Here is a 19,304-nt window from a genome sequence, read left to right as displayed (position 1 = left end):
GGGCCGACTAACAGTCGGCGCTACCCGGTGCTACCCGGCGTGCGGGGACGTGTGGCGGTGCTTCAGCCGGCGCTTCGTTCGATGATGACGCCGACTGCCTTGGCGCCACGGACCGCGCCGGGCTTGCTGAGCTTCAGGCGCAGCCACTGCACGTTGAATTCGCGCAGCACGATCTCGGCGATACGTTCGGCCAGCGTTTCGACCAGACCGAAATCGGACTCGCGCACGAACTGCTCGATCCGCTTGCTCACGGCCTTGTAGTTCAGGGTGTCGGCGATGTCGTCGCTGGCCGCCGGCGTGCGGTTGTCAAAACCCATTTCCAGATCGAAGCGCAGGGTCTGGCGGATCCGCCGTTCCCAGTCGTAGATCCCGATCAGGGCATCGATCTCAAGCCCTTCGATGAATACCTTGTCCATAGCAGTGCCACATGAAAGATGGCATCCATGGTAACGGGCTGGGCCGGAACGTGCCGCGAATGGGCTGGCCGCACTCGGCCGAAAAAGGGCCGAAAAAGACAAAGGGCCCCGCGCGGGGCCCTTTGCTTACTGCCAACGTCCCCGGGGGAAATGGGTCTCCCCATAAGCTGGTCCCGGCGGCACTCGCAGCTACCGTAGGCGTCCAGCCGCGGTCGGTCAACCGGCAGATCACCGTTTCGCGACGGCCCTCGCAATTGCGGTGCTGATGGCTGATGCCTACTCTCCAAAGATCGTTTTCCTGATTGGGACAGAAACCATCATCCCTCAAGATCAGCCGACACTGCATAGCGGAGCGCGCGATGCGCGACAGGCATCTCATCCACAGATCGTTCTCTGCAGAACGCCTGCAGACTTATGAAGCAGCTGCCGCACGCATGGCCGGGCACACCCATGCATTTGAGCTGTACGAATGGAACATGCATATCAGCTGCGCGTTCATGCTGCCACTCCACACCTGCGAAATCGTCATCCGCAATGCAGTCGCGGACGCGATCGCGCTAAGGCATGGGCCAGCATGGCCTTGGCAGGACGGCCTTCGGCTGAGCCTTCCAGGCAGTGCGGGTGGTTACAACGCGAGAGATGAACTGCGTCGCGCCGCCGGTTCATGCTCATCCACCCCATCAGTTGTGGCCGGGCTGCGCTTTGCATTCTGGCAGCACATGTTCACCCAGCGCTTTGACCAGTCTCTATGGTCCAAGACGATTCAACGGGTAATGCCCGGTTCGAGCGATCCCGCCCGTCAAACAAGGGCTCGGACGTTCGCCGACCTGGAGCGGGTGCGCCACCTGCGAAATCGTATTGCCCACCATGAACCCATCTTCGGTCGCGACCTGGACGAGGACCTGACGACCATCTTGAGGCTGGTACGACTACGGTGTCCCCATGTCGGGCAGTGGATGCAGATACGACAGACCGTTTCCGCGCTGCTGATTCAGGGGCCCAGCCGCTTTACACCGCCGGCAGCGTCGCCATGTCCCAACGCGGGGTGACCTGCACCTGCGGCGGATTGTGCTGGCCCGCTTCCAGGCGAAGCGCGCCGGCGAAGGCGATCATGGCGCCGTTGTCGGTGCACAGCGAAGGACGCGGGAAGCAGGCGCGGCCGCCACGGCGCTGCGCCATCTGCTGCAGTCGGGCCCGAAGGCGCTTGTTGGCGCCCACGCCACCGGCCACGACGATCACGTCGGTGCCGGCCGCATCCAGCGCGCGCTCGCATTTGATGGCCAGCGTTTCGACCACCGCGTCTTCAAAGCCGCGCGCGATGTCGGCGCGGGTCTGCTCGCTCTGGCCGCTGTCGCGCCAGGCCAGCAGCACCTGGGTCTTCAGGCCGGAGAAGCTGAAATCCAGCCCGGGCCGGTCGGTCATGGGGCGGGTGAACCTGAACCTGCCCGGGGTGCCCTGTTCGGCCAAGGCAGCCAGCTGCGGGCCGCCCGGGTACGGCAGGCCCATGAGCTTGGCGGTCTTGTCGAAGGCTTCGCCGGCGGCATCGTCCAGGGTCTCGCCCAGCAGGCGGTACTGGCCGATCCGGTCCACCGCCACCAGCTGGGTATGCCCGCCGGACACCAGCAGGGCCACGAACGGCGGCTCCGGCGGGTCTTCCTCCATCAGCGGGGCCAGCAGGTGGCCTTCCATATGATGGACACCCACCGCCGGCACCTCCAACGCCCAGGCCAGCGAACGGGCCACGCCGGCCCCTACCAACAGGGCGCCGACCAGACCGGGGCCGGCCGTATAGGCCACCCCGTCGATGTCGCCCACGCCCAGCCCGGCCTCGGCCAGGGTCTGGCGGATCAGCGGCAGCAGTTTGCGCACGTGGTCGCGGCTGGCCAGTTCAGGCACCACCCCGCCGTATTCGGCGTGAAGGGCGATCTGGCTGTAGACGGCATGGGCGCGCAGGGCGTCCGGGCCGGCCATGGCGGTGTCGTACACCGCTACGCCGGTCTCATCGCAGGAAGATTCGATACCAAGGACTCGCATAACCGGTATTATGGACCTCTTGAGGCCTTGGCAGACGTACCGCCGACGTGCCCTTCACTACCCCAGGCCAGGAGGTTTGCCGGGGTGGGTTGCAAGTTCTTTTGTCGCCGCTATAATGTGCGGCTCTCACCGGGCGTGACCCGGTTCTACTGTGTCCCGGAGATTCCATGCCCAGCGTTAAAGTCCGCGAGAACGAGCCCTTCGAGTTTGCGCTCCGTCGCTTCAAGCGCACCTGCGAAAAGGCCGGCGTGCTGGCCGAAACCCGCAAGCGCGAGTTCTACGAAAAGCCGACCCAGGAGCGCAAGCGTAAGGCTGCCGCTGCTGTGAAGCGTCAGCTGCGCCGCTCGTCGCGCGACGTCACCAAGCGTCAGCGCCTGTACTGATCGGACGCAACTTCGATGCGGCAGGCTGGTCCTGTCGCGGCGGAGCCGAAGCCGGAACGCGCGAGCGTTACCGGCTTTTTGCGTTTCCATCGATCCAGTCCCTGCCCCACCCTTTCACCGAACGAGGTGTTCCATGAGCCTGAAACTGCAGCTCACCGAAGACATGAAGGCCGCCATGAAGGCGGGCGAAAAGCACAAGCTGGGCGTGATCCGCCTGATCAACGCCGCCATCAAGCAGCGTGAAGTGGACGAGCGCATCGAGCTGGACGACACCGCTGTCATCGCCGTGCTGGACAAGATGGTCAAGCAGCGCAAGGACTCGGTCAGCCAGTACGAAGCGGCCAACCGTGAAGACCTGGCGCAGATCGAGCGCGATGAGCTGGTGGTCATCGACACCTACCTGCCGGCCAAGATGGGCGAAGCCGAGATCGTGGTTGCGATCCAGGCCGCCATTGCCGAAACCGGCGCCACCAGCGCCGCCGACATGGGCAAGCTGATGGGCGCGCTGAAGCCGAAGCTGGCGGGCCAGGCCGACATGGGCCTGGTGTCCAAGCTGGTCAAGGCGCACTTCGCCGCCTGATGTTGATGCGGGCAGCGACCCACGGTTGCTGCCCGCGTTTCACCCGGTCTTCGAACCGGGCCTGTTAGAAATCCAGGCATGTCTTTGCTGCCGCCTTCTCCCGCGCCCGAGCACGCGCACGATCCTTCCCGCGTTCCGCCCCGCCTGCGCAAGTACGTGGACCGGCTTGAATGCAGCTTCCCGGTCGCCGTGGGCAAACGCTTCGTCGAAGTGGACGTGCTGACCCAGGCTGCGTCGGTGTCCTTCTATGCGTTGCTGTCGATGGCCCCGTTACTGGTGCTGCTGCTGTGGCTCACCGCGTCGCTGTACCCGCCCGCGCAGCAGGCGCTGATCGGCCAGATCAACGATGTGGCCGGCAGCAGCGCGGCCACCGTGGCCGATACCGTGCTCAAGAACGCCGACAACCAGCCCGACGTTGGCTCGCTGGCGGGGTTGTGGAGCACGCTGCTGCTGTTCATCGGCGCCACGGCGGTGTTCGCCCAGCTGCAGAACGCGCTCAATCTGATCTTCAACACCACCGGCGAGCGCCTGGACGGGATCGTGGCCTGGCTGCGCAAGCGCGTGTTCTCCTTCGGTGTGGTGCTGGCGCTGGGCTTCCTGCTGATCCTGTCGATGACCGCCACCACCATGCTGCAGGTGGTCTTCGCGCAGCTGCCTTCGGTACTGCCGGCGATCGGCTACCTGACCAGCCTGCTGCTGTACACGGCGGGATTTGCCTTCCTCTACCACTACCTGCCCGACCGCCGCGTGGCCTGGCGGCAGGCCTTCATTGGCGGGGCCATCACTTCGGCGCTGTTCGCGCTGGGCCGCTATGCGATCGGGCTGTACATCGCCACGGTGGCACCGGGCAGCGCCTACGGCTCGATGGGCGCGCTGGTGATCTCGCTGGTGTGGATCTACTACGCCACGGTGGTGTTCTTCGTGGGTGCATTGATGACCGCAGTGATCGACGAGCGCCTGCGCGCCCGCATCCACCTGGCCGAGGCCGGCATCATGCCGCCGAAACCGGGCGAAGGCGCCGCCAGCTAGTAGACTAGCGGGGTCCCCCGCTTCCGTGCGTGGCCGTTACCGGCCGTGCCCCCTGCCTGCTGCCCATGGCCCGTATCCCCGACGCATTCATCGACGACCTGCTGGCCCGCTCCGACATCGTCGAAGTGGTGGGCAGCCGCGTGCCGTTGAAGCGCCAGGGCAAGGAGTATTCGGCACGCTGCCCGTTCCATGACGAGCGCTCGGCCTCGTTCACGGTGTCGCCCACCAAGCAGTTCTACCACTGCTTCGGCTGCGGCGCGCACGGCACGGCGATCAGCTTCCTGATGAACTACGACCGGCTGGAGTTCCTCGACGCGGTCGATGAGCTGGCCAAGCGCGTGGGCATGGAAGTACCCCGCGATACGCAGCCGCGCACCGCCCAGCAGCAGGACGACAGCCGCGAGCTGTATGCCGCGCTGGATGCGGCCACGCGCTTCTTCCAGAAGTCGCTGGAGGGCAGCGACACTGCCCGTGCCTACCTGGACCAGCGTGGCGTGGACGAAGAAAACCGCACGCGCTTTGCGATCGGCTACGCGCCCGATGGCTACAGCGCGCTGAAGGATGCGCTGGGCAAGGACGAGCGGCGCATGAAGCTGCTCGACCGCGCCGGGCTGTTTTCCAAGAACGACCGCGGCCATGTCTACGACAAGTTCCGCGACCGGGTGATGTTCCCGATCTTCGACCGGCGCGGGCGCGTGATCGCCTATGGCGGCCGGGTGATGGAGAAGGATGACGGCCCCAAGTACCTCAATTCGCCGGAAACCGCGCTGTTCCACAAGGGCCGCGAGCTGTACGGCCTGTGGCAGGTACGCCAGGCCAACCAGAAGATCGAACGGCTGATCGTGGTTGAAGGCTACATGGACGTGGTATCGCTGTTCCAGTTCGGGGTTACCCAGGCGGTGGCCACGCTGGGCACGGCGACCACGCCGGACCACGCCGAGCTGCTGTTCCGCAACGCGCCGGACGTGTTCTTCTGCTTCGACGGCGACGCCGCCGGCCGCCGCGCCGGCTGGCGCGCGCTGGAGTCGGTGCTGCCGCGCATGAAGGATGGGCGACAGGCGTTCTTCCTGTTCCTGCCCGATGGCGAAGACCCGGACACCATCGTGCGCAAGGAAGGCAAGGACGGCTTCGACGAGCGCCTCAAGCAGGCCACGCCGTTGTCGCAGTTCTTCTTCGACGAGCTCACCCGCGAGGTCAACATGGCCACGCTGGACGGCAAGGCACGCCTGGCCGAGCGCGCGCGGCCGATGCTGGCGCAGATTCCCGATGGCGCCTTCGGCGATCTGATGAAGCAGCAGCTGGCCACGTTGACCGGGTTGGGCGCCAGACCGGCTGCCGCGCCGGCATCGCGCCCGCCGGCACGCGCCGTGGCACCTGCGCAGCGGCGCAGCCTGGTGCGCGCGGCCATTGCCATCCTGCTGCAGCAGCCCTCACTGGCGATGACGCTGGAAGGCCATCACTTCAGCGGCCTGCGCCTGCCTGGCGTGGAACTGCTGATCGAACTGCTGACCCTGGTCGAACAACGCCCGGACATCAGCACCGGCGCGCTGCTGGAGCATTTCGACGGCCGCGAAGAGCAGGAATCGCTGCACAAGCTGGCCGCACAGACACTGCCCGGCGATGAGGCGATGTGGAACCAGGAGCTGCACGATGCGGTGGCGCAGCTGGAAAAACAACTGTTGCTGCAACGTCTTGAGGAGCTTCAGGCAAAGCAGCGACAGCAGGGTCTGGACGATACTGACAAGTACGAACTGCGCGAGCTGTTGAAGGCGCGCGCCACGCTGCGTTGACCGATGAGGGAGGAAGGTGAAGTGATGCAACGTTGGAACCGCCCCGCCTTCTTCTGTGCCTGTGTGATGTGCCTGGCGTTGCTGGCTGCGGAGAGCAGCGGGGCAGAGCCCCGCTCTACCCGGCAGGTCACGCAGGCAGCGACCACCGCATCGACCGCCCCGTCCCCGACCCCGCCGCCCGCCGGAGCGGCGCCACCCGCCGGCGCCGCGCGGCCCGACACCGTAGAGCGGGGCTCTGCCCCGCTGGCCGAAGCCGACTTTCTCACCGCTTTCCACCAACCGGACGAAAGCCTCTATACCGGCGGTCAACCGACTGCGACGCAACTGCAACAGGCTGCTTCCATCGGTATCACCACCATCATCGACCTGCGACAACCCGACGAGGCGCGCGGCTACGATGAGACCGACAGCGTCGCGCAACTTGGCCTGCGCTACGTACGCATCCCCGTCGCCGGCGCCGCCGGCCTGACCCCCGCCAACGTGCGGGCGCTGCAGACCGCGCTGACCCAGGCCGGTGGCCCGGTCCTGCTGCACTGCGCCTCCGGCAACCGCGTCGGCGCACTGCTGGCGCTGATGAAAGCGCAACAGGGCGCATCGGTCGACAATGCCCTGCAGTTTGGCCGCGAGGCCGGCATGACCTCGCTGGAAGCACAAACGCGCACCTTGCTCGAGCGGGACACCGCGCGTTGATCCTGCCCCCGCGTCACCCTCTTTTCCTCTGCTCTACAGGAACCTGCCCACCATGACCCGCTGGTGGTCGCGCCTGCGACCGGACAACTTCACCCTCGCCCTGCTCGGCACCGTGCTGCTGGCCTCCTTCCTGCCGATGCACGGCGCCGCCGCCATGGTGCTGGACGATGTCACCGACGTGGCCATTGCCGCGCTGTTCTTCCTGCACGGTGCGCGCCTGCCGCGCGAATCGATCGTGGCCGGGCTGCTGCACTGGCGGCTGCACCTGACCATCCTGGCCTGCACGTTCGTGCTGTTCCCGCTGCTGGGGCTGGCGTTCAAACCACTCGATGGCTGGCTGCTCACCCCGGAGCTGTACCTTGGTGTGCTGTTCCTGTGCGCGCTGCCGTCCACGGTGCAGTCGTCGATCGCATTTACCTCGCTGGCGCGCGGCAACGTGCCCGCTGCGGTGGTCAGTGCATCGCTGTCCAGCATCCTGGGCGTGTTCCTCACCCCGCTGCTGCTTGCCCTGCTGGCCGGCACCGCCGGCGGCATGCACAACCCCGGCCAGGCCATCCTGGGCATCATGCTGCAGTTGCTGGTGCCGTTCGTGGCCGGCCACCTGCTGCGCCCGTGGATCGCCCGCTGGGTGGAACGGCAGCGCGCGCTGCTGCGCTACACCGACCAGGGCACGATCCTGCTAGTGGTGTACTCGGCCTTCGGTGAAGCAGTGAACGAAGGGTTGTGGAGCAAGACACCCCTGCTCTCGCTGCTTGCCGTTGCAGTGGTCGCGGCTGTACTGCTGGGCATCGCCATGCCGCTGATCAACCTGCTGGCACGGCGGTTGGGCTTCAACCGCGAAGACCGCATCACCATCCTGTTCTGCGGCTCGAAGAAGAGCCTGGCCACCGGCGTGCCGATGGCCAAGATCCTGTTCGCCGGCGGCAGCCTGGGCGCTATCGTGTTGCCGATCATGATCTACCACCAGATCCAGCTGATCGTCTGCGCGGTGGTCGCGCAGCGGTATGCGCGGTCGCCATAAGACGCGCACCGGTTCCGCCAGCTTCGATCAGGCCCGCTCCTCTCGAAGCCTGGCAGGAGCATCCGGTGGATGATCCTGCCGACTACTTCAGTCCTTCACGGCTTCAGCAATCTGCTGCAAATGGATCGCTATTCGCTCCACGTCGCCTTCCCCGATAGCGATCAGCGAGTAGGCCTTGTTATCCCCTGCCCATGCCAACGTTGCGCGGCTGCGCCCAAGATCATCCGAAACTTGTTCCAGCTGCGCAGGCACACCGTTAACGCGGATGTTCTGAAACTCTGCAATCACCTCCACCTTGCTGCCTGGTGCACGAAAGTTGTGTTCATTGAACTCGACAATACCCACTCCATTCACGCGATAGAATCGGGTTAGACCGGTGGATTTGAGCCCATCCAGTGCGCCGCTCGGCTCCATTCCGATCAGCTCCGCCGCACCGAGAATCGTGCTTTGGAGATCGGATGGCGGCGAAGGCAATCGCCTACGCAGTTCTGCGTTGGAACGTACGGTTCTCGGAAGCGAAGAGGTCAGCTGGCCCTGCGATGGGATCTCGCCATTGGGAACCCGCCTCACTCCGGCTCGACTTAGGGCTATTTCGGCACGGAAGTGTTGCTTGACTTCTTCGGGTGCATCCAATTCAGACAAGGGAATGACCTGATAAGTACCCTGCTCCGACGAGCGGCGCACACCATTGCTGCTGTCTTCCATTGCGGCGCGCATGGTTCGCTCATTCAACCACTTTCCTACTGCATCCACTTCGTCCTGAGCGCTGAAGCTCGGGGCACTGTACAGCGACGTAGCAACTAGCAACGACACGGCCAAATAATTCATGAAGGTCACCATTCGGTCAGATTGCAGTTGACTGCGTAAGTGTTTTCGGTATTTACCTTGCCTCTGAAAATCCAGGTGTGATAGCCCTTCACCGTGATCCGCTCGTTGTGCGACTGGTCGCCCGCGCGAAACCGCCACCAAACCGCTCCATTGTTGGGCGCCCCCAGAGTGTGCCTCGGCTTCAGTTCACCTTGCGCATGATGTGTGCTCGCGGCTGATCCCGGCATTCTCCTGAAAAGTGGTCTGTCATACGTGATTGATTCGTTGACGAACAACAGACAGTTGGCACGACTCAGGGTTTTCATCGCAGCAGATGCTTCTGCACTAGCGAGTAGGGCGATAGCCGTCACGGCTACGGCCCCGATGTCTCTTATGGACGTCACTTGAGCACCATCAGATTGCGCGAGCAAAGTCTCGCGACGTCACTTCTACGGGGTTGTTTCTGATGAAAGTGAGCGCTGTGTATCGTTGCACGTCGTGCAATTAGTTCCCCACCCCTCGGCGCGGGGGTTCCTTACAAAAAACCGTGCCTCAAGCGCCATCCATGTGAGTGGCCTGCCGGCAGGGTCGCTTCCCAAATGACACTGCGCATGGATGCACGAGCGGCGCGTCCGCAGGATGCGAAGAATCGCCCCATCGTTGATTAGCGGACGGTGAGCGCGGTCGCAAACGTAACGGCGCTTCCGACGCCCAACTACGGCGAAGGTCATGCCCTACAGAGCTGATCGTGTTTACGTGTGGTCGTTTGGGAAGCGCCCCTACCAGCGCACCGCATTCTCGGGATTCGGCCGCGCTACGGATCTGTCAGCGTCCCCACGCTCAGCTCCGGCAGATGCACCCACGCGTCATAGGACCGCTCCGGATCCGTTTTGACGACCGGATCCTGCGCCGGCAATTCGCGAAGCGTGAGCGCGCGGCAGGGTTTCATGCAGCCCCAGAAATAGCCACGCAGCGCTTCCAGGCGCACGCTGTACAGCGGCAGGTCCAGCAGCTGTGCGGCCATGGTGCGGTGCTGCATCTCCGGCGGCGCACCCGCCGGGGGGTTGCGCATCGCGTGCACGTTGCCGGTGAGCACCAGCATCCGCGTCCCGGCCGGCAGTGCATTGAACTGCTGGCGCAGGTGCGTGGCCATCGCAGAGTCGCGATCTACAGCGCTGTCGTACGCACTGATTTCAATGTCGTAGCCGGCCACGCCGATGTCCCGCCCCTGCACGCGCAGCGCGCGCAGCGTTTCGATCAGCGCCAGCATGTCGCGGCTGCGGCGTCCGTCGTGCTGGTCGTCCTTCACCCGCCAGAACGGCGAGGTGCGCAGTGCTTCCCACGCATCTGCATCGCCGTTGGAGCGCAGGTAGCGCGCCAGCGCGGCATTCTCGCTCATCGGCAGTTCCAAGCCCAGTCGCACCGGCGCGTTGTCGCGGCTGTAACGCTCCACCAGCTCGGCCACCAGCAGCGGCGTTTCAGCGGTGCCGTGGTATTCGCCCAGTACCAGCAGGCGCTCATCACCGGCCAGGGTCATGATCTGCGTGGCAGTGCCCTCCACGCCCGTTGCGGGCGCGGCAATGGCGGTGCCGCCGTACATCATCGAAGCCACCATCACGGCCATCCAGAGCCATCGCTTCATGCCGTCACGTCCTGTTGGGGTCATGAAAGCAATGGCGACGCGATTTCCGGATTCAAGGCCGGGCACCGGCAATGGCGACGGGATGACCCTGTTCCATCCGGACCCGTTCGTAGCGCCGGGCTCTGCCCGGCCGCCTTTCGATCACAGGAACGGCAGCATCCAATGGTCCACCATCAGGAACGCGAACAGCGCCATCAGATAGACGATGGAATAGCCGAACATCTTCATCGAGAACAGCTCATCCGGCGGGTTGAGCATGCGCCAGGCGTACCAGACGAACACGGCGTTGAGCACCACCGCGCCGCCCAGGTAGAACAGGCCGCTCATGCCCACCACGGTGGGCAGGATGCTGACGATGGCCAGCACGATGGAGTAGACCAGGATCGACTTGCGGGTATACGCCACACCGTGGGTGACCGGCAGCATCGGGATCTTGGCCTTGGCGTAATCCTCGCGGCGGAAGATCGCCAGCGCCCAGAAGTGCGGCGGGGTCCAGATGAAGATGATCAGCACCAGCAGCGAGGCATAGGCCCAGTCCCACGGGCCCTGCATGCCGGTGATCGCCGCCCAGCCCAGCAGTGGCGGGGTGGCGCCGGCGAGACCGCCGATGACGATGTTCTGCGAGGTCGCGCGCTTGAGGTACACGGTGTAGATCACCGCATAGCCAATCAGCGAGGCGAAGGTCAGCACGGCGGTAATGATGTTGACCCACAGCACGAGGATGGTCATCGACAGCACGATCAGCGCGCCGGCAAACACCAGCACCTGCCAGGGCTTCACCTTGCCCACCACCAGCGGCCGCCATGAGGTGCGCGCCATCTGCGCATCGATCTGCGCGTCCAGCAGTTGGTTGATCGCGGCTGCAGCCGAGGCTGCCAGCCAGATGCCCAGGAACCCGAGCGCCCCGCGCAGCGCCTGCTCGGCAGTGGGCAGCGCGGGAATGGCCAGGAACATGCCCACCAGCGCGGTGAACACGATCAACGCCACGACCTTCGGCTTCGTAAGGTCCCAATATTGACGATAACTGCTCATGGTGCCGCACTCGCGGCTGCGCGCGACTGCTCCCGCGATTCGCTGTGCGAATCGCGGCCATGAGGGGCGTTCTTCCACGCCCCTGCGCCTTCGACGCCGCCGCCGAACTTCGGGGGCGGCTCTACTGAAGCATCACGAGCCGCATCCGGTGCACGCAACCGCGCCAGCAGCGTGACCAGCACAAACAGCAGGGCGACCGCCCCACCGCTGTGCGCCACCGCCACTTCCAGCGGCACGGCCAGCTTCACGTTCAGGATGCCCAGGGTGATCTGCAGCACCACCAGCAACCCCAGCGCGCTGGCCCAGCCACGCATGCTCGGCAGCCGGTACAGCCGCACCGCCAGCCACAGCAGGTACACCGCCACCACGATGGCGAACATGCGATGCGCCATCTGGATGGCAATGCGCGAAGCGCCATCCAGCACGCCCCCTTCGTAATCCACGCCAATGCCACGCCACAGCGTGAAGCCTTCCTTGAAGTCGTGCTGCGGCCACCACTGGCTCACGCAGCGCGGGAAATTATCCAGTGAGGCGCTGCCACCGCCGCAGGCCAGCGCGGCGTAGTTGGCGCTGACCCAGCCACCCAATGCGATCTGCATCACCAGCACCGCCACGCCGATGCGCAGCAGCCACTTCAGCTTCGGCGCTTCCACCAACGTGATCGGCATGTGCGTGGCGCGCCACGCCATCCACACCAGCAGCCCGAACATCAGCATGCCGCCAAGCAGGTGGCCCATCACCACGATGGGTTTGAGCAGCAGGGTCACGGTCCACATGCCCAGCAGCGCCTGGAAGATCACCACCGCCAGCGTCAGCAATGCCGCGCGGGAAAGGTCGATGTTGTTCCAGCGCAACGCGGCGATCAGCAGGATGGCTTCGCCGGTGATGGCCAGGATGCTCGCGGGCACGTGCATACCCATCATGTAGAGCGGTATGCCGGTGGCCACCAGCACGCACGCGGTGACCACGGCGGTGGTGCCCCAGCGCCGGCGGCGCGTGGCCAGCAGTGCCAGGACGAGGATTTCAATGCCCAGCGCGCCGGCCAGGAAACGGTGCACCTGCTCGCGCCACGCCTTGTGGGTCTCCAGCGGGCGGATCTTGGCCGCTTCGTGGCCGATCACGTCCTGCGCATGCTGCGGCCAGGTCACGCGGCCATAGCAGGTCGGCCAGTCCGGGCAGCTCAGGCCGGCGTCGGACAGGCGCACGAACGAACCGAACATGATCGTGCTGGCCGTCATGATCAGGGCGAACCACGCCAGACGGTGGAAATTGCGATGCAGCGCCGGGCGCGCGGTGGGGTTCATCAAACGGAACTCACTTCAGTTTCAACAGCGTGGCCATGTCCTTGCGCAGACCGGCCAATTCGAATCCCGGCGCATACCGCATGATCACGAACCCATTGGGGTCGATGACATAGACAGGCGTGCCGGCGGCGTCATCCACGGCGGGCAAGGCGGCACGCAGGTTCGGCTGGGGGGCCAGCACGCGCAGGGCGGGAAGGCCCTGGACCTCGGCCGGCGGCGTACCCAGCCACAGGATCTCGACATTATCGGCCCTATGGCCGAACAGCTGCCACACCTTGCCCAATCCCTGCGACAAAGTGACGCACTCCGCACAGTCCGGCGCGGGCGCCACCAGGATGCGCCAGACGTGCGCATCGGGGTTCCACGGGTACGGTTCGCCGTTGGCCAGGGTCGGCGGCAGCGCGCGCGCGTCCACCACGGGCTTGAGGACTTCGCCGGTGTTGCGGTGGGCGGCCGGCTGCCAGCCGGCGAAGCGCAGCACGCCGGCCAGCGCCATGACCCCGAAGAACAGGCCGAACAGGGCAACCAGGGTCCAGCGGCCACGGTTGCGGGCCTTGAGCTGTTCCGGGGTGATGGCATTCATGCGTGGGATTTTCTCATGGAAGGAGGAGGAGTGCCGGGGCTGCGGGTGATTGGGCGCTACGTGGACCGGGCAACGCCCGGCGCTACCGGGGTGGTCGTGCCCGGCGCCATTCGAGAATGAGGGCGACGATCAGCACGGTCAGGGCCAGGCCGAACCACTGCACGGCGTAGCCGAGGTGGCGGCTGGGTGGCAGGGTGTTGGGCAACAGCTCCAGGTCGCGGGCGTAACCGCCGGGCAGCGCGGGGTCCAGGCGCAGTACCAGGCTGCGCAGGCTGTCGGGCGGCAGGCCCAGCGCCGCGGACACTTCAGCAGGCGGCATGCGGTTGGCCAGCCACACGCCTGGCTGCGTGGCCGGGGTCAGCGCCGGACCCAGCGCCAGGCCGCTGGCTGGCGGTGGTGCCAGCAGGCCGGCCACGCGTGCCGTGCCTTCGCGCGGCACGATGGCCGGCAGCGTGCGGTCACCCGGCATCGGCAACCAGCCCAGGTCGACCAGCACCACCGCGCCGCCGTCGCTGCGGAAGGGCTGGTACACCTTGATGCCGGCGCGGCCTTCGCGGGTCTGGTTGTCCAGCAGCAGCGTGCCTGGCAGGAAGCGGCCGTGGTCCTCCACCCAGCGCAGTTGCCCGGGGGCAGCCTGGGCCCTGGCCAGGGTGAGGGTCTGTGCGCGGGCCGGCACCTGCTGGTCCAGCAAAGCCTGTTTTTCGTGCATGCGCTGCAGCTGCCAGCGGCCCAGCTGGCAGAACGCGATGATCACCAGCACGGCGGCCACCCAGCCGATCAGGCGCGTGTGCTTGCGCATCATGACAACGCCGGCAAAACGCGGTCAGATAGGCATACCCGCCCTGCCCTTGAGCCGCGCATGAATGATTCGTTGAAGACCCTGCTGGTAATCGCGTTTCTGATCGTCATCGTCTGGAATCTGGGCGCGGGGCTGTACTACCTGCTGGTCGACCGTGGCCAGACCAAGCGCACGGTCAATGCGCTCACCCGCCGCATCGCAGTATCGGTGGCGCTGATCGTGCTGGTGGCCATCGGCATCTACAGCGGCTGGATCAAACCCCACGGCGTGGGCGGTTGATACCGCCCGACGCTACAGCACGTAGACGAACAGGAACAGCATCAGCCACACCACGTCCACGAAGTGCCAGTACCACGCGGCGGCTTCGAAACCGAAGTGGTTGTCGCGGGTGAAGTGGCCCTTGGCCGAGCGCAGCCACATCACGATCAGCATGATCGTGCCCAGCAGCACGTGCGCACCGTGGAAGCCGGTGAGCATGAAGAACGTGGAGCCGTAAATGCCCGAGCCCAGCGTGAGGTTGAGCTCCTTGTAGGCGTGGATGTATTCCTCGGCCTGCAGGGTGAGGAAGAACGCGCCCAGCAGCACGGTGATGCCCAGCCACACCAGCAGCTGGCGGCGGCGGCCGGCCTTGAGCGCGTGGTGGGCGATGGTGAGGGTGACGCCGGAGCTAAGCAGGATCAGCGTGTTGATCAGCGGCAGGCCCCATGCCGGAATGGTCTGGAAGTGGCCGCCGATGGCGCCGGGGCCGTTGGTGGGCCACGCGGCGGAATAGCCATCCCAGAGCAGTTCGTTGGTCATCACCCCGTCGCCCTCGCCGCCCAGCCACGGCAGGCCCAGGTTGCGGGTGTAGAACAGCGCGCCGAAGAAGGCACCGAAGAACATCACTTCGGAGAAGATGAACCACACCATGCCCATCCGGAACGAGCCGTCGACCTGGTGGTTGTAGTGGCCGGCCTGCGATTCGCGCACCACATCGCTGAACCACCAGAACAGGGTAAGCACCAGCATCGCGATGCCGGCGTAGAAGGTCCACTTGCCCCAGCCGGCGTCATTGAGCCAGCTGGCCACGCCAACCATGGTGACCATCATCGCGATGGAGCCGATGAAGGGCCACTTGCTGTGCGTGGGTACGAAATACACGTTGGCATCGGGGCTGTGCTGGGCGGCCATAATCGGTATCCGGGTACGTATCAGGGTGCCGAGCGCGCGGTGGCCGGCGGGGTCGCCGTTGCCAACTGCGCCGACAGCGCGTCGTTCTTGTAGAACGTGTAGGACAGGGTGATGGTCTTGATGTTGGCCGGCAGGTCCGGGTCGACGATGAAACGTACCGGCATGTCGCGCTTCTCACCGGCCACCAGGGTCTGGGCGGTGAAGCAGAAGCATTCGGTCTTGCTGAAGTAACCCGAGGCCTTGGCCGGGGCTACCGAGGGCACCGCGCTGCCAACCAGCGCGCGGTCGCTGTCGTTGCGCGCGTAGTACAGCGCCTCGTTGAGCTCGCCGGGCACCACGTCCATGGTCAGCTGCTCGGGATGGAACGCCCACGGCAGCCTGGAGTTCACGCCGCCATCGAACTGCACCCGCACGGTGCGCTTGGCCGCGCCCGGTGCACCGGCTGCCGCCGCGCCAGGGCCACGCTCCAGCCGCACCCCGAACACCTTCTCGCAGGCGATGCGGTACAGCGGCACCAGCGAGAAGGTGAGCACGAACACCGCCACCGCCACCGCGATCAGGCGCGGCAGCCCGGCATGCGGTGCGGGACGGGTGTCGCTCATCGGCCCAGCACCCCGCTCAGGATGAAGCCGACGTAGACCAGTATCGCCACCGCCCCGACCCACAGCGCGGTGCGCCGTGCACGTTGGCGGCGGGCGGCCAGATCCTGTTGTTGGACGTCATGCATGGCGGACCTCAGTGGGTGATGTCGTCATGGGCAAGATCGCCCGGGCGGATGGTCGGCGGCACGGTGAAGGTATGTGCCGGTGCCGGTGACGGGATCGTCCATTCCAGCCCGCGCGCGCCTTCCCAGGAACGGTCGGCTGCCTTCTCGCCGTTGCGCAGCGAGGCGATCAGGATCGCGGCCATCATGAAGGGCGTGACGAACATGCCGAACGCGCCGATCGAGCTGATCAGGTTCCAGTCGGCGAAGGCCACGCTGTAATCGGGAATGCGGCGCGGCATGCCAGCCAGGCCCAGGAAGTGCTGCGGGAAGAACAGCAGGTTCACGAACACGATGGACCACCAGAAGTGCACCTTGGCCCAGAACTCGCTGTACATGCGCCCGGTCCACTTCGGCCACCAGTAGTACACCGCCGCGATCAGCCCGAACACCGCGCCGGTCACCAGCACGTAGTGGAAGTGCGCGACCACGAAGTAGGTGTCGTGATACTGGAAGTCGGCCACCACGATCGCCAGCATCAGGCCGGAGAAGCCGCCGATGGTGAACAGGATCACGAAGGCCACCGCCCACAGCATGGGCGCTTCGAAGGTGAGCGAACCGCGCCACATGGTGCTGACCCAGTTGAACACCTTCACCCCGGTGGGGATGGAGATCAGCATGGTGGCGAACATGAAGTAGATTTCGCCGCCCAGCGGCATACCCACGGTGAACATGTGGTGGGCCCAGACGATGAAGGACAGGAAGGCGATCGCGGCGATCGCGTAGACCATGGCCTGGTAACCGAACAGCGGCTTGCGGCTGAAGGTGGGGATGATTTCGCTGACCACGCCGAACGCCGGCAGGATCATGATGTACACCTCCGGGTGGCCGAAGAACCAGAAGATGTGCTGGAACATCACCGGGTCGCCGCCGCCGGCCGCATTGAAGAAGCTGGTGCCGAAGAACTTGTCGGTGAGCAGCATGGTCACCGCACCGGCCAGCACCGGCATCACGGCGATCAGCAGGAAGGCGGTGATCAACCAGGACCAGCAGAAGATCGGCATCTTCAGCAGGTCGATGCCCGGGGCGCGCATGTTGAGCACGGTGGCGATGATGTTGATCGCGCCCATGATCGAACTGATGCCGGCCACGTGGATGGCGAACACGGTGAAGGCCACGTTGTAGCCGCCCTGCAGCGACAGCGGCGGGTACAGGGTCCAGCCGCCGGCCGGCGCACCACCCGGCAGCAGGAAAGTCATCAACAGCAGGCTGAAGGCCACCGGCAACAGCCAGAACGACCAGTTGTTCATGCGCGGCAGCGCCATGTCCGGCGCGCCGACCTGCAGCGGGATCATCCAGTTGGCCAGGCCGACGAAGGCCGGCATGACGCCACCGAAGATCATCACCAGCGCGTGCACGGTGGTGAGCTGGTTGAAGGTTTCCGGCTTGACGAACTGCAGGCCCGGCTGCATCAGCTCGGCACGGATGATCACGCTCATCGCCGCGCCGATGATGAACATGATGAAGCTGAAGAGCAGGTAGAGCGTGCCGATGTCCTTGTGGTTGGTCGAGAAGAACCAACGTTCGAAGAACGACTGCTGATGCCCGTGATGCCCGTCGTGATCAACTGCGGAATGCGCCATCGCCACTACACCTCGTTGGTTCTGGTATCAACGCGCGCCATGCGGCGCGCGCGGTTCGGTTCTCAGGCGTTTTCAGGCGCCGGTGCGGGTGCAGCGTCAGGTGCGGGCGCAACAGGAGCCGATGGTTCAGGGGTGGCTTCCGGCGCCGCGGGTGCGGGAACCGGATCGGGTGCCTTGGGCCGCTTGTCGGCCAGCCACTTCTGGAAATCTTCCCTGGACACCGCTTCCACCACGATGGGCATGAAGCCATGGTCCTTGCCGCACAGCTCGGCACACTGGCCGCGGTACACGCCGACCTTCTCGATGTTGGTCCAGGCTTCGTTGACGAAACCGGGAATGGCATCCTGCTTCCAGCCCAGCGCCGGCACCCACCAGGCGTGGATCACGTCATCGGAGGTGATGACGAAACGCACCTTGGTATCGACCGGCAACACCAGGCGGTTGTCCACGTCGAGCAGGTAATGCGGGTGGCTTTCGCGGTCGGGCACCTTGCCGCTCTGCCGGACCCGGTCCGATTCGCGGTCCAGGCGGCTGGTGAAGGTGACGTCTTCACCCAGGTACTCGTACTTCCACATCCACTGGTAGCCGGTGACCTTGACGGTCATTTCGGCGTCGCGGGTGTCGTAGAACTTGATCAGGTTGGCCGTGGCCGGCCACGCCATCACCACCAGGATGATCACCGGAATGACTGTCCAGATGACCTCTGCCCTGGTGTTGTGGCTGAAGGTGGCGGCAACCGCCCCCTTGGATTTGCGGAACTTGAAGATGGCATAGAACATCGCGCCGAACACCAGCACGCCGATGACCGTACACACCCACAGCGAGAACATGTTGGATTCCCAGGCCAACCGCGAGCTCTGGGTCACCCCCTTGCCCATGTTCAGCTGCCACGGAACCGGGTCGGCCGATTGGGCCCACGCCAGTGCCGGCGCCATCAGCGCTGCCCCACACCCCACTGCCTTAGCGAACTTCGTGCCCCACTTTCTGCGTTGCTTCATTGCCTAGACCCTTAGCGTCGTCGGTTGCAGCCATCGCTGGCCGCGAGCAAGCCTTCTAGTGTCTCTGCCAGTGCCTGGCGTTCGGCTGGTGCGAGGAAACTCCCCACTTCCACCTGCCTACCGCTGGACGCAAGCCGGACCCTCTGCTCGTCGGCGATCAGCCGCACCCAATGGGGGTGTGCACTGAACACCGGCGATTGACCGGGTGCGGGGATCACCTCCACGCACGCCGGCACTACCCGGATTTCTTCCTGCCGTTCACCACTACGCCACAACACACGCAGTGCCGCTGCCAGCAACAGGCTGTACAGCAGCGCGAACAGGGGGGCGAACGCGTTGCCGGTGAACCAGCCCAGGGCCGCCACCAGCCACATCACCCCCGACAACACAGCAAACAACAGGACGAACTGCCGGGCATCGAGCGCCCGTGGGGGACGCAGCCGCAGTTGCGTTTCTGATCCGTCCGGAGCTGTCAGCACCTCGATCATGTCGCAACCGCGTTTTTCCTGCCGCGGGAAACGTCTCGATGGTAGCCCTGATGTCGCGCGAGCGGCAAGGGTCCATTCACAGTTTTGGGAATGGTGCAATACAGCATAGGCATCGGCGGCCGATTTGACGAAATCGGCACACTTTTTAACGACACCATTGGGCCCCCTGAATCCCCCTGTATGAAAGGCTAT

Annotated in this window: 22 protein-coding genes and 1 pseudogene; 8 read left to right on the top strand and 15 right to left on the bottom strand. The window is 65.2% G+C overall.

What is annotated here, in order from left to right:
• Window positions 1-62 precede the first annotated feature (62 nt).
• On the bottom strand, window positions 63-416 hold the full coding sequence (folB, locus tag WIX41_RS11110) for a dihydroneopterin aldolase (protein WP_339447503.1): 354 nt from the start codon (window positions 414-416) through the stop codon (window positions 63-65).
• Window positions 417-775: 359 nt separating this feature from the next.
• Here folB and WIX41_RS11105 point away from each other — a divergent pair, with 359 nt between their 5' ends.
• A complete protein-coding gene (locus tag WIX41_RS11105; RefSeq protein WP_339447501.1) occupies window positions 776-1,465 on the top strand; it encodes a hypothetical protein in 690 nt (229 codons plus the stop codon).
• On the opposite strand, the gene tsaD is transcribed toward WIX41_RS11105, so the two are convergent.
• Entirely contained in the window at window positions 1,425-2,450 is a 1,026-nt protein-coding gene (gene tsaD, locus WIX41_RS11100; RefSeq protein WP_339447499.1) for a tRNA (adenosine(37)-N6)-threonylcarbamoyltransferase complex transferase subunit TsaD, read from the bottom strand. The genes WIX41_RS11105 and tsaD overlap by 41 nt on opposite strands.
• A gap of 167 nt (window positions 2,451-2,617) precedes the next feature.
• Between tsaD and rpsU the strand changes: the two genes are divergently transcribed.
• The 6 genes from rpsU to WIX41_RS11070 all read left to right on the top strand — a co-directional run bounded on the left by rpsU (window position 2,618) and on the right by WIX41_RS11070 (window position 7,943).
• Window positions 2,618-2,833 (top strand): 30S ribosomal protein S21, encoded by a 216-nt coding sequence (gene rpsU, locus WIX41_RS11095; protein WP_002808376.1) that lies wholly within the window; start codon window positions 2,618-2,620, stop codon window positions 2,831-2,833.
• Between the two features lie 133 nt (window positions 2,834-2,966).
• A complete protein-coding gene (locus WIX41_RS11090) occupies window positions 2,967-3,413 on the top strand; it encodes a GatB/YqeY domain-containing protein (RefSeq protein ID WP_339447497.1) in 447 nt (148 codons plus the stop codon).
• A gap of 78 nt (window positions 3,414-3,491) precedes the next feature.
• Complete coding sequence (locus WIX41_RS11085) at window positions 3,492-4,442, top strand: YihY/virulence factor BrkB family protein (RefSeq protein WP_339447495.1); 951 nt, start codon at window positions 3,492-3,494, stop codon at window positions 4,440-4,442.
• Between the two features lie 65 nt (window positions 4,443-4,507).
• The gene (dnaG, locus tag WIX41_RS11080; RefSeq protein WP_339447493.1) at window positions 4,508-6,232 is read left to right on the top strand and encodes a DNA primase; all 1,725 of its coding nucleotides are present in this window, start codon (window positions 4,508-4,510) and stop codon (window positions 6,230-6,232) included.
• A 24-nt stretch (window positions 6,233-6,256) separates the two neighbouring features.
• The gene (locus WIX41_RS11075) at window positions 6,257-6,922 is read left to right on the top strand and encodes a protein tyrosine phosphatase family protein (RefSeq protein WP_339447491.1); all 666 of its coding nucleotides are present in this window, start codon (window positions 6,257-6,259) and stop codon (window positions 6,920-6,922) included.
• A 52-nt stretch (window positions 6,923-6,974) separates the two neighbouring features.
• Window positions 6,975-7,943, top strand: a complete 969-nt coding sequence (locus WIX41_RS11070) for a bile acid:sodium symporter family protein (RefSeq protein ID WP_339447489.1) — start codon at window positions 6,975-6,977, stop codon at window positions 7,941-7,943.
• Window positions 7,944-8,030: 87 nt separating this feature from the next.
• Here the strand turns inward: WIX41_RS11070 and WIX41_RS11065 are convergent, their stop codons facing one another.
• The 7 genes and pseudogenes from WIX41_RS11065 to WIX41_RS11035 all read right to left on the bottom strand — a co-directional run bounded on the left by WIX41_RS11065 (window position 8,031) and on the right by WIX41_RS11035 (window position 14,113).
• Window positions 8,031-8,771: a hypothetical protein gene (locus tag WIX41_RS11065; protein WP_339447487.1), complete on the bottom strand. Its 741-nt coding sequence runs from the start codon at window positions 8,769-8,771 to the stop codon at window positions 8,031-8,033.
• 5 nt (window positions 8,772-8,776) lie between these two features.
• Window positions 8,777-9,076 (bottom strand): hypothetical protein, encoded by a 300-nt coding sequence (locus WIX41_RS11060; protein ID WP_339447485.1) that lies wholly within the window; start codon window positions 9,074-9,076, stop codon window positions 8,777-8,779.
• Between the two features lie 488 nt (window positions 9,077-9,564).
• Window positions 9,565-10,392: a hypothetical protein gene (locus WIX41_RS11055; RefSeq protein ID WP_339447483.1), complete on the bottom strand. Its 828-nt coding sequence runs from the start codon at window positions 10,390-10,392 to the stop codon at window positions 9,565-9,567.
• 141 nt (window positions 10,393-10,533) lie between these two features.
• On the bottom strand, window positions 10,534-11,424 hold the full coding sequence (gene cyoE / locus WIX41_RS11050) for a heme o synthase (protein ID WP_339447482.1): 891 nt from the start codon (window positions 11,422-11,424) through the stop codon (window positions 10,534-10,536).
• 143 nt (window positions 11,425-11,567) lie between these two features.
• A pseudogene (locus WIX41_RS11045) lies at window positions 11,568-12,728 on the bottom strand (COX15/CtaA family protein); the annotation flags it as partial.
• Between the two features lie 10 nt (window positions 12,729-12,738).
• Entirely contained in the window at window positions 12,739-13,311 is a 573-nt protein-coding gene (locus WIX41_RS11040; protein WP_339447478.1) for a hypothetical protein, read from the bottom strand.
• 82 nt (window positions 13,312-13,393) lie between these two features.
• Window positions 13,394-14,113 (bottom strand): SURF1 family protein, encoded by a 720-nt coding sequence (locus WIX41_RS11035; protein WP_409187369.1) that lies wholly within the window; start codon window positions 14,111-14,113, stop codon window positions 13,394-13,396.
• Window positions 14,114-14,170: 57 nt separating this feature from the next.
• On the opposite strand from WIX41_RS11035, the gene WIX41_RS11030 reads away from it, so the two are divergent.
• On the top strand, window positions 14,171-14,389 hold the full coding sequence (locus WIX41_RS11030; protein ID WP_068848753.1) for a twin transmembrane helix small protein: 219 nt from the start codon (window positions 14,171-14,173) through the stop codon (window positions 14,387-14,389).
• 12 nt (window positions 14,390-14,401) lie between these two features.
• Here WIX41_RS11030 and WIX41_RS11025 read toward each other — a convergent pair whose 3' ends face one another.
• The 6 genes from WIX41_RS11025 to WIX41_RS11000 form a co-directional block, all read right to left on the bottom strand.
• Complete coding sequence (locus WIX41_RS11025) at window positions 14,402-15,280, bottom strand: cytochrome c oxidase subunit 3 (RefSeq protein ID WP_339447472.1); 879 nt, start codon at window positions 15,278-15,280, stop codon at window positions 14,402-14,404.
• 20 nt (window positions 15,281-15,300) lie between these two features.
• Window positions 15,301-15,882, bottom strand: a complete 582-nt coding sequence (locus WIX41_RS11020; protein WP_339447470.1) for a cytochrome c oxidase assembly protein — start codon at window positions 15,880-15,882, stop codon at window positions 15,301-15,303.
• Window positions 15,879-16,007: a hypothetical protein gene (locus WIX41_RS11015; RefSeq protein WP_339447468.1), complete on the bottom strand. Its 129-nt coding sequence runs from the start codon at window positions 16,005-16,007 to the stop codon at window positions 15,879-15,881. Before WIX41_RS11015 ends, WIX41_RS11020 begins: the two co-directional genes overlap by 4 nt.
• Window positions 16,008-16,015: 8 nt before the next feature.
• The gene (gene ctaD / locus WIX41_RS11010) at window positions 16,016-17,626 is read right to left on the bottom strand and encodes a cytochrome c oxidase subunit I (protein WP_339447466.1); all 1,611 of its coding nucleotides are present in this window, start codon (window positions 17,624-17,626) and stop codon (window positions 16,016-16,018) included.
• Between the two features lie 62 nt (window positions 17,627-17,688).
• Window positions 17,689-18,624: a cytochrome c oxidase subunit II gene (gene coxB / locus WIX41_RS11005; RefSeq protein WP_339447464.1), complete on the bottom strand. Its 936-nt coding sequence runs from the start codon at window positions 18,622-18,624 to the stop codon at window positions 17,689-17,691.
• Between the two features lie 11 nt (window positions 18,625-18,635).
• Window positions 18,636-19,112 (bottom strand): DUF2244 domain-containing protein, encoded by a 477-nt coding sequence (locus WIX41_RS11000; protein WP_339447462.1) that lies wholly within the window; start codon window positions 19,110-19,112, stop codon window positions 18,636-18,638.
• Window positions 19,113-19,304: the final 192 nt, after the last annotated feature.

Source organism: Stenotrophomonas sp. AB1(2024), from assembly GCF_037482345.1.
Classification (GTDB): Bacteria; Pseudomonadota; Gammaproteobacteria; order Xanthomonadales; family Xanthomonadaceae; genus Stenotrophomonas.
The sequence above is the reverse complement of the archived record's forward strand: the minus strand, read 5'-3'. Positions and strand labels throughout refer to the sequence as shown.

Bases quoted from the DNA above. Each gene is read 5' to 3' on its own strand.
- WIX41_RS11090 (WP_339447497.1), top strand. From the start codon at position 2,967: ATGAGCCTGAAACTGCAGCTCACCGAAGACATGAAGGCCGCCATGAAG.
- tsaD (WP_339447499.1), bottom strand. From the start codon at position 2,450: ATGCGAGTCCTTGGTATCGAATCTTCCTGCGATGAGACCGGCGTAGCG.
- WIX41_RS11070 (WP_339447489.1), top strand. From the start codon at position 6,975: ATGACCCGCTGGTGGTCGCGCCTGCGACCGGACAACTTCACCCTCGCC.
- WIX41_RS11035 (WP_409187369.1), bottom strand. From the start codon at position 14,113: ATGATGCGCAAGCACACGCGCCTGATCGGCTGGGTGGCCGCCGTGCTG.
- rpsU (WP_002808376.1), top strand. From the start codon at position 2,618: ATGCCCAGCGTTAAAGTCCGCGAGAACGAGCCCTTCGAGTTTGCGCTC.
- WIX41_RS11000 (WP_339447462.1), bottom strand. From the start codon at position 19,112: ATGATCGAGGTGCTGACAGCTCCGGACGGATCAGAAACGCAACTGCGG.
- WIX41_RS11040 (WP_339447478.1), bottom strand. From the start codon at position 13,311: ATGAATGCCATCACCCCGGAACAGCTCAAGGCCCGCAACCGTGGCCGC.
- cyoE (WP_339447482.1), bottom strand. From the start codon at position 11,424: ATGAGCAGTTATCGTCAATATTGGGACCTTACGAAGCCGAAGGTCGTG.
- WIX41_RS11055 (WP_339447483.1), bottom strand. From the start codon at position 10,392: ATGAAGCGATGGCTCTGGATGGCCGTGATGGTGGCTTCGATGATGTAC.
- WIX41_RS11065 (WP_339447487.1), bottom strand. From the start codon at position 8,771: ATGAATTATTTGGCCGTGTCGTTGCTAGTTGCTACGTCGCTGTACAGT.
- WIX41_RS11025 (WP_339447472.1), bottom strand. From the start codon at position 15,280: ATGGCCGCCCAGCACAGCCCCGATGCCAACGTGTATTTCGTACCCACG.
- folB (WP_339447503.1), bottom strand. From the start codon at position 416: ATGGACAAGGTATTCATCGAAGGGCTTGAGATCGATGCCCTGATCGGG.
- WIX41_RS11030 (WP_068848753.1), top strand. From the start codon at position 14,171: ATGAATGATTCGTTGAAGACCCTGCTGGTAATCGCGTTTCTGATCGTC.
- coxB (WP_339447464.1), bottom strand. From the start codon at position 18,624: ATGAAGCAACGCAGAAAGTGGGGCACGAAGTTCGCTAAGGCAGTGGGG.
- ctaD (WP_339447466.1), bottom strand. From the start codon at position 17,626: ATGGCGCATTCCGCAGTTGATCACGACGGGCATCACGGGCATCAGCAG.
- WIX41_RS11060 (WP_339447485.1), bottom strand. From the start codon at position 9,076: ATGAAAACCCTGAGTCGTGCCAACTGTCTGTTGTTCGTCAACGAATCA.
- WIX41_RS11075 (WP_339447491.1), top strand. From the start codon at position 6,257: ATGCAACGTTGGAACCGCCCCGCCTTCTTCTGTGCCTGTGTGATGTGC.
- WIX41_RS11015 (WP_339447468.1), bottom strand. From the start codon at position 16,007: ATGCATGACGTCCAACAACAGGATCTGGCCGCCCGCCGCCAACGTGCA.
- WIX41_RS11105 (WP_339447501.1), top strand. From the start codon at position 776: ATGCGCGACAGGCATCTCATCCACAGATCGTTCTCTGCAGAACGCCTG.
- dnaG (WP_339447493.1), top strand. From the start codon at position 4,508: ATGGCCCGTATCCCCGACGCATTCATCGACGACCTGCTGGCCCGCTCC.
- WIX41_RS11085 (WP_339447495.1), top strand. From the start codon at position 3,492: ATGTCTTTGCTGCCGCCTTCTCCCGCGCCCGAGCACGCGCACGATCCT.
- WIX41_RS11020 (WP_339447470.1), bottom strand. From the start codon at position 15,882: ATGAGCGACACCCGTCCCGCACCGCATGCCGGGCTGCCGCGCCTGATC.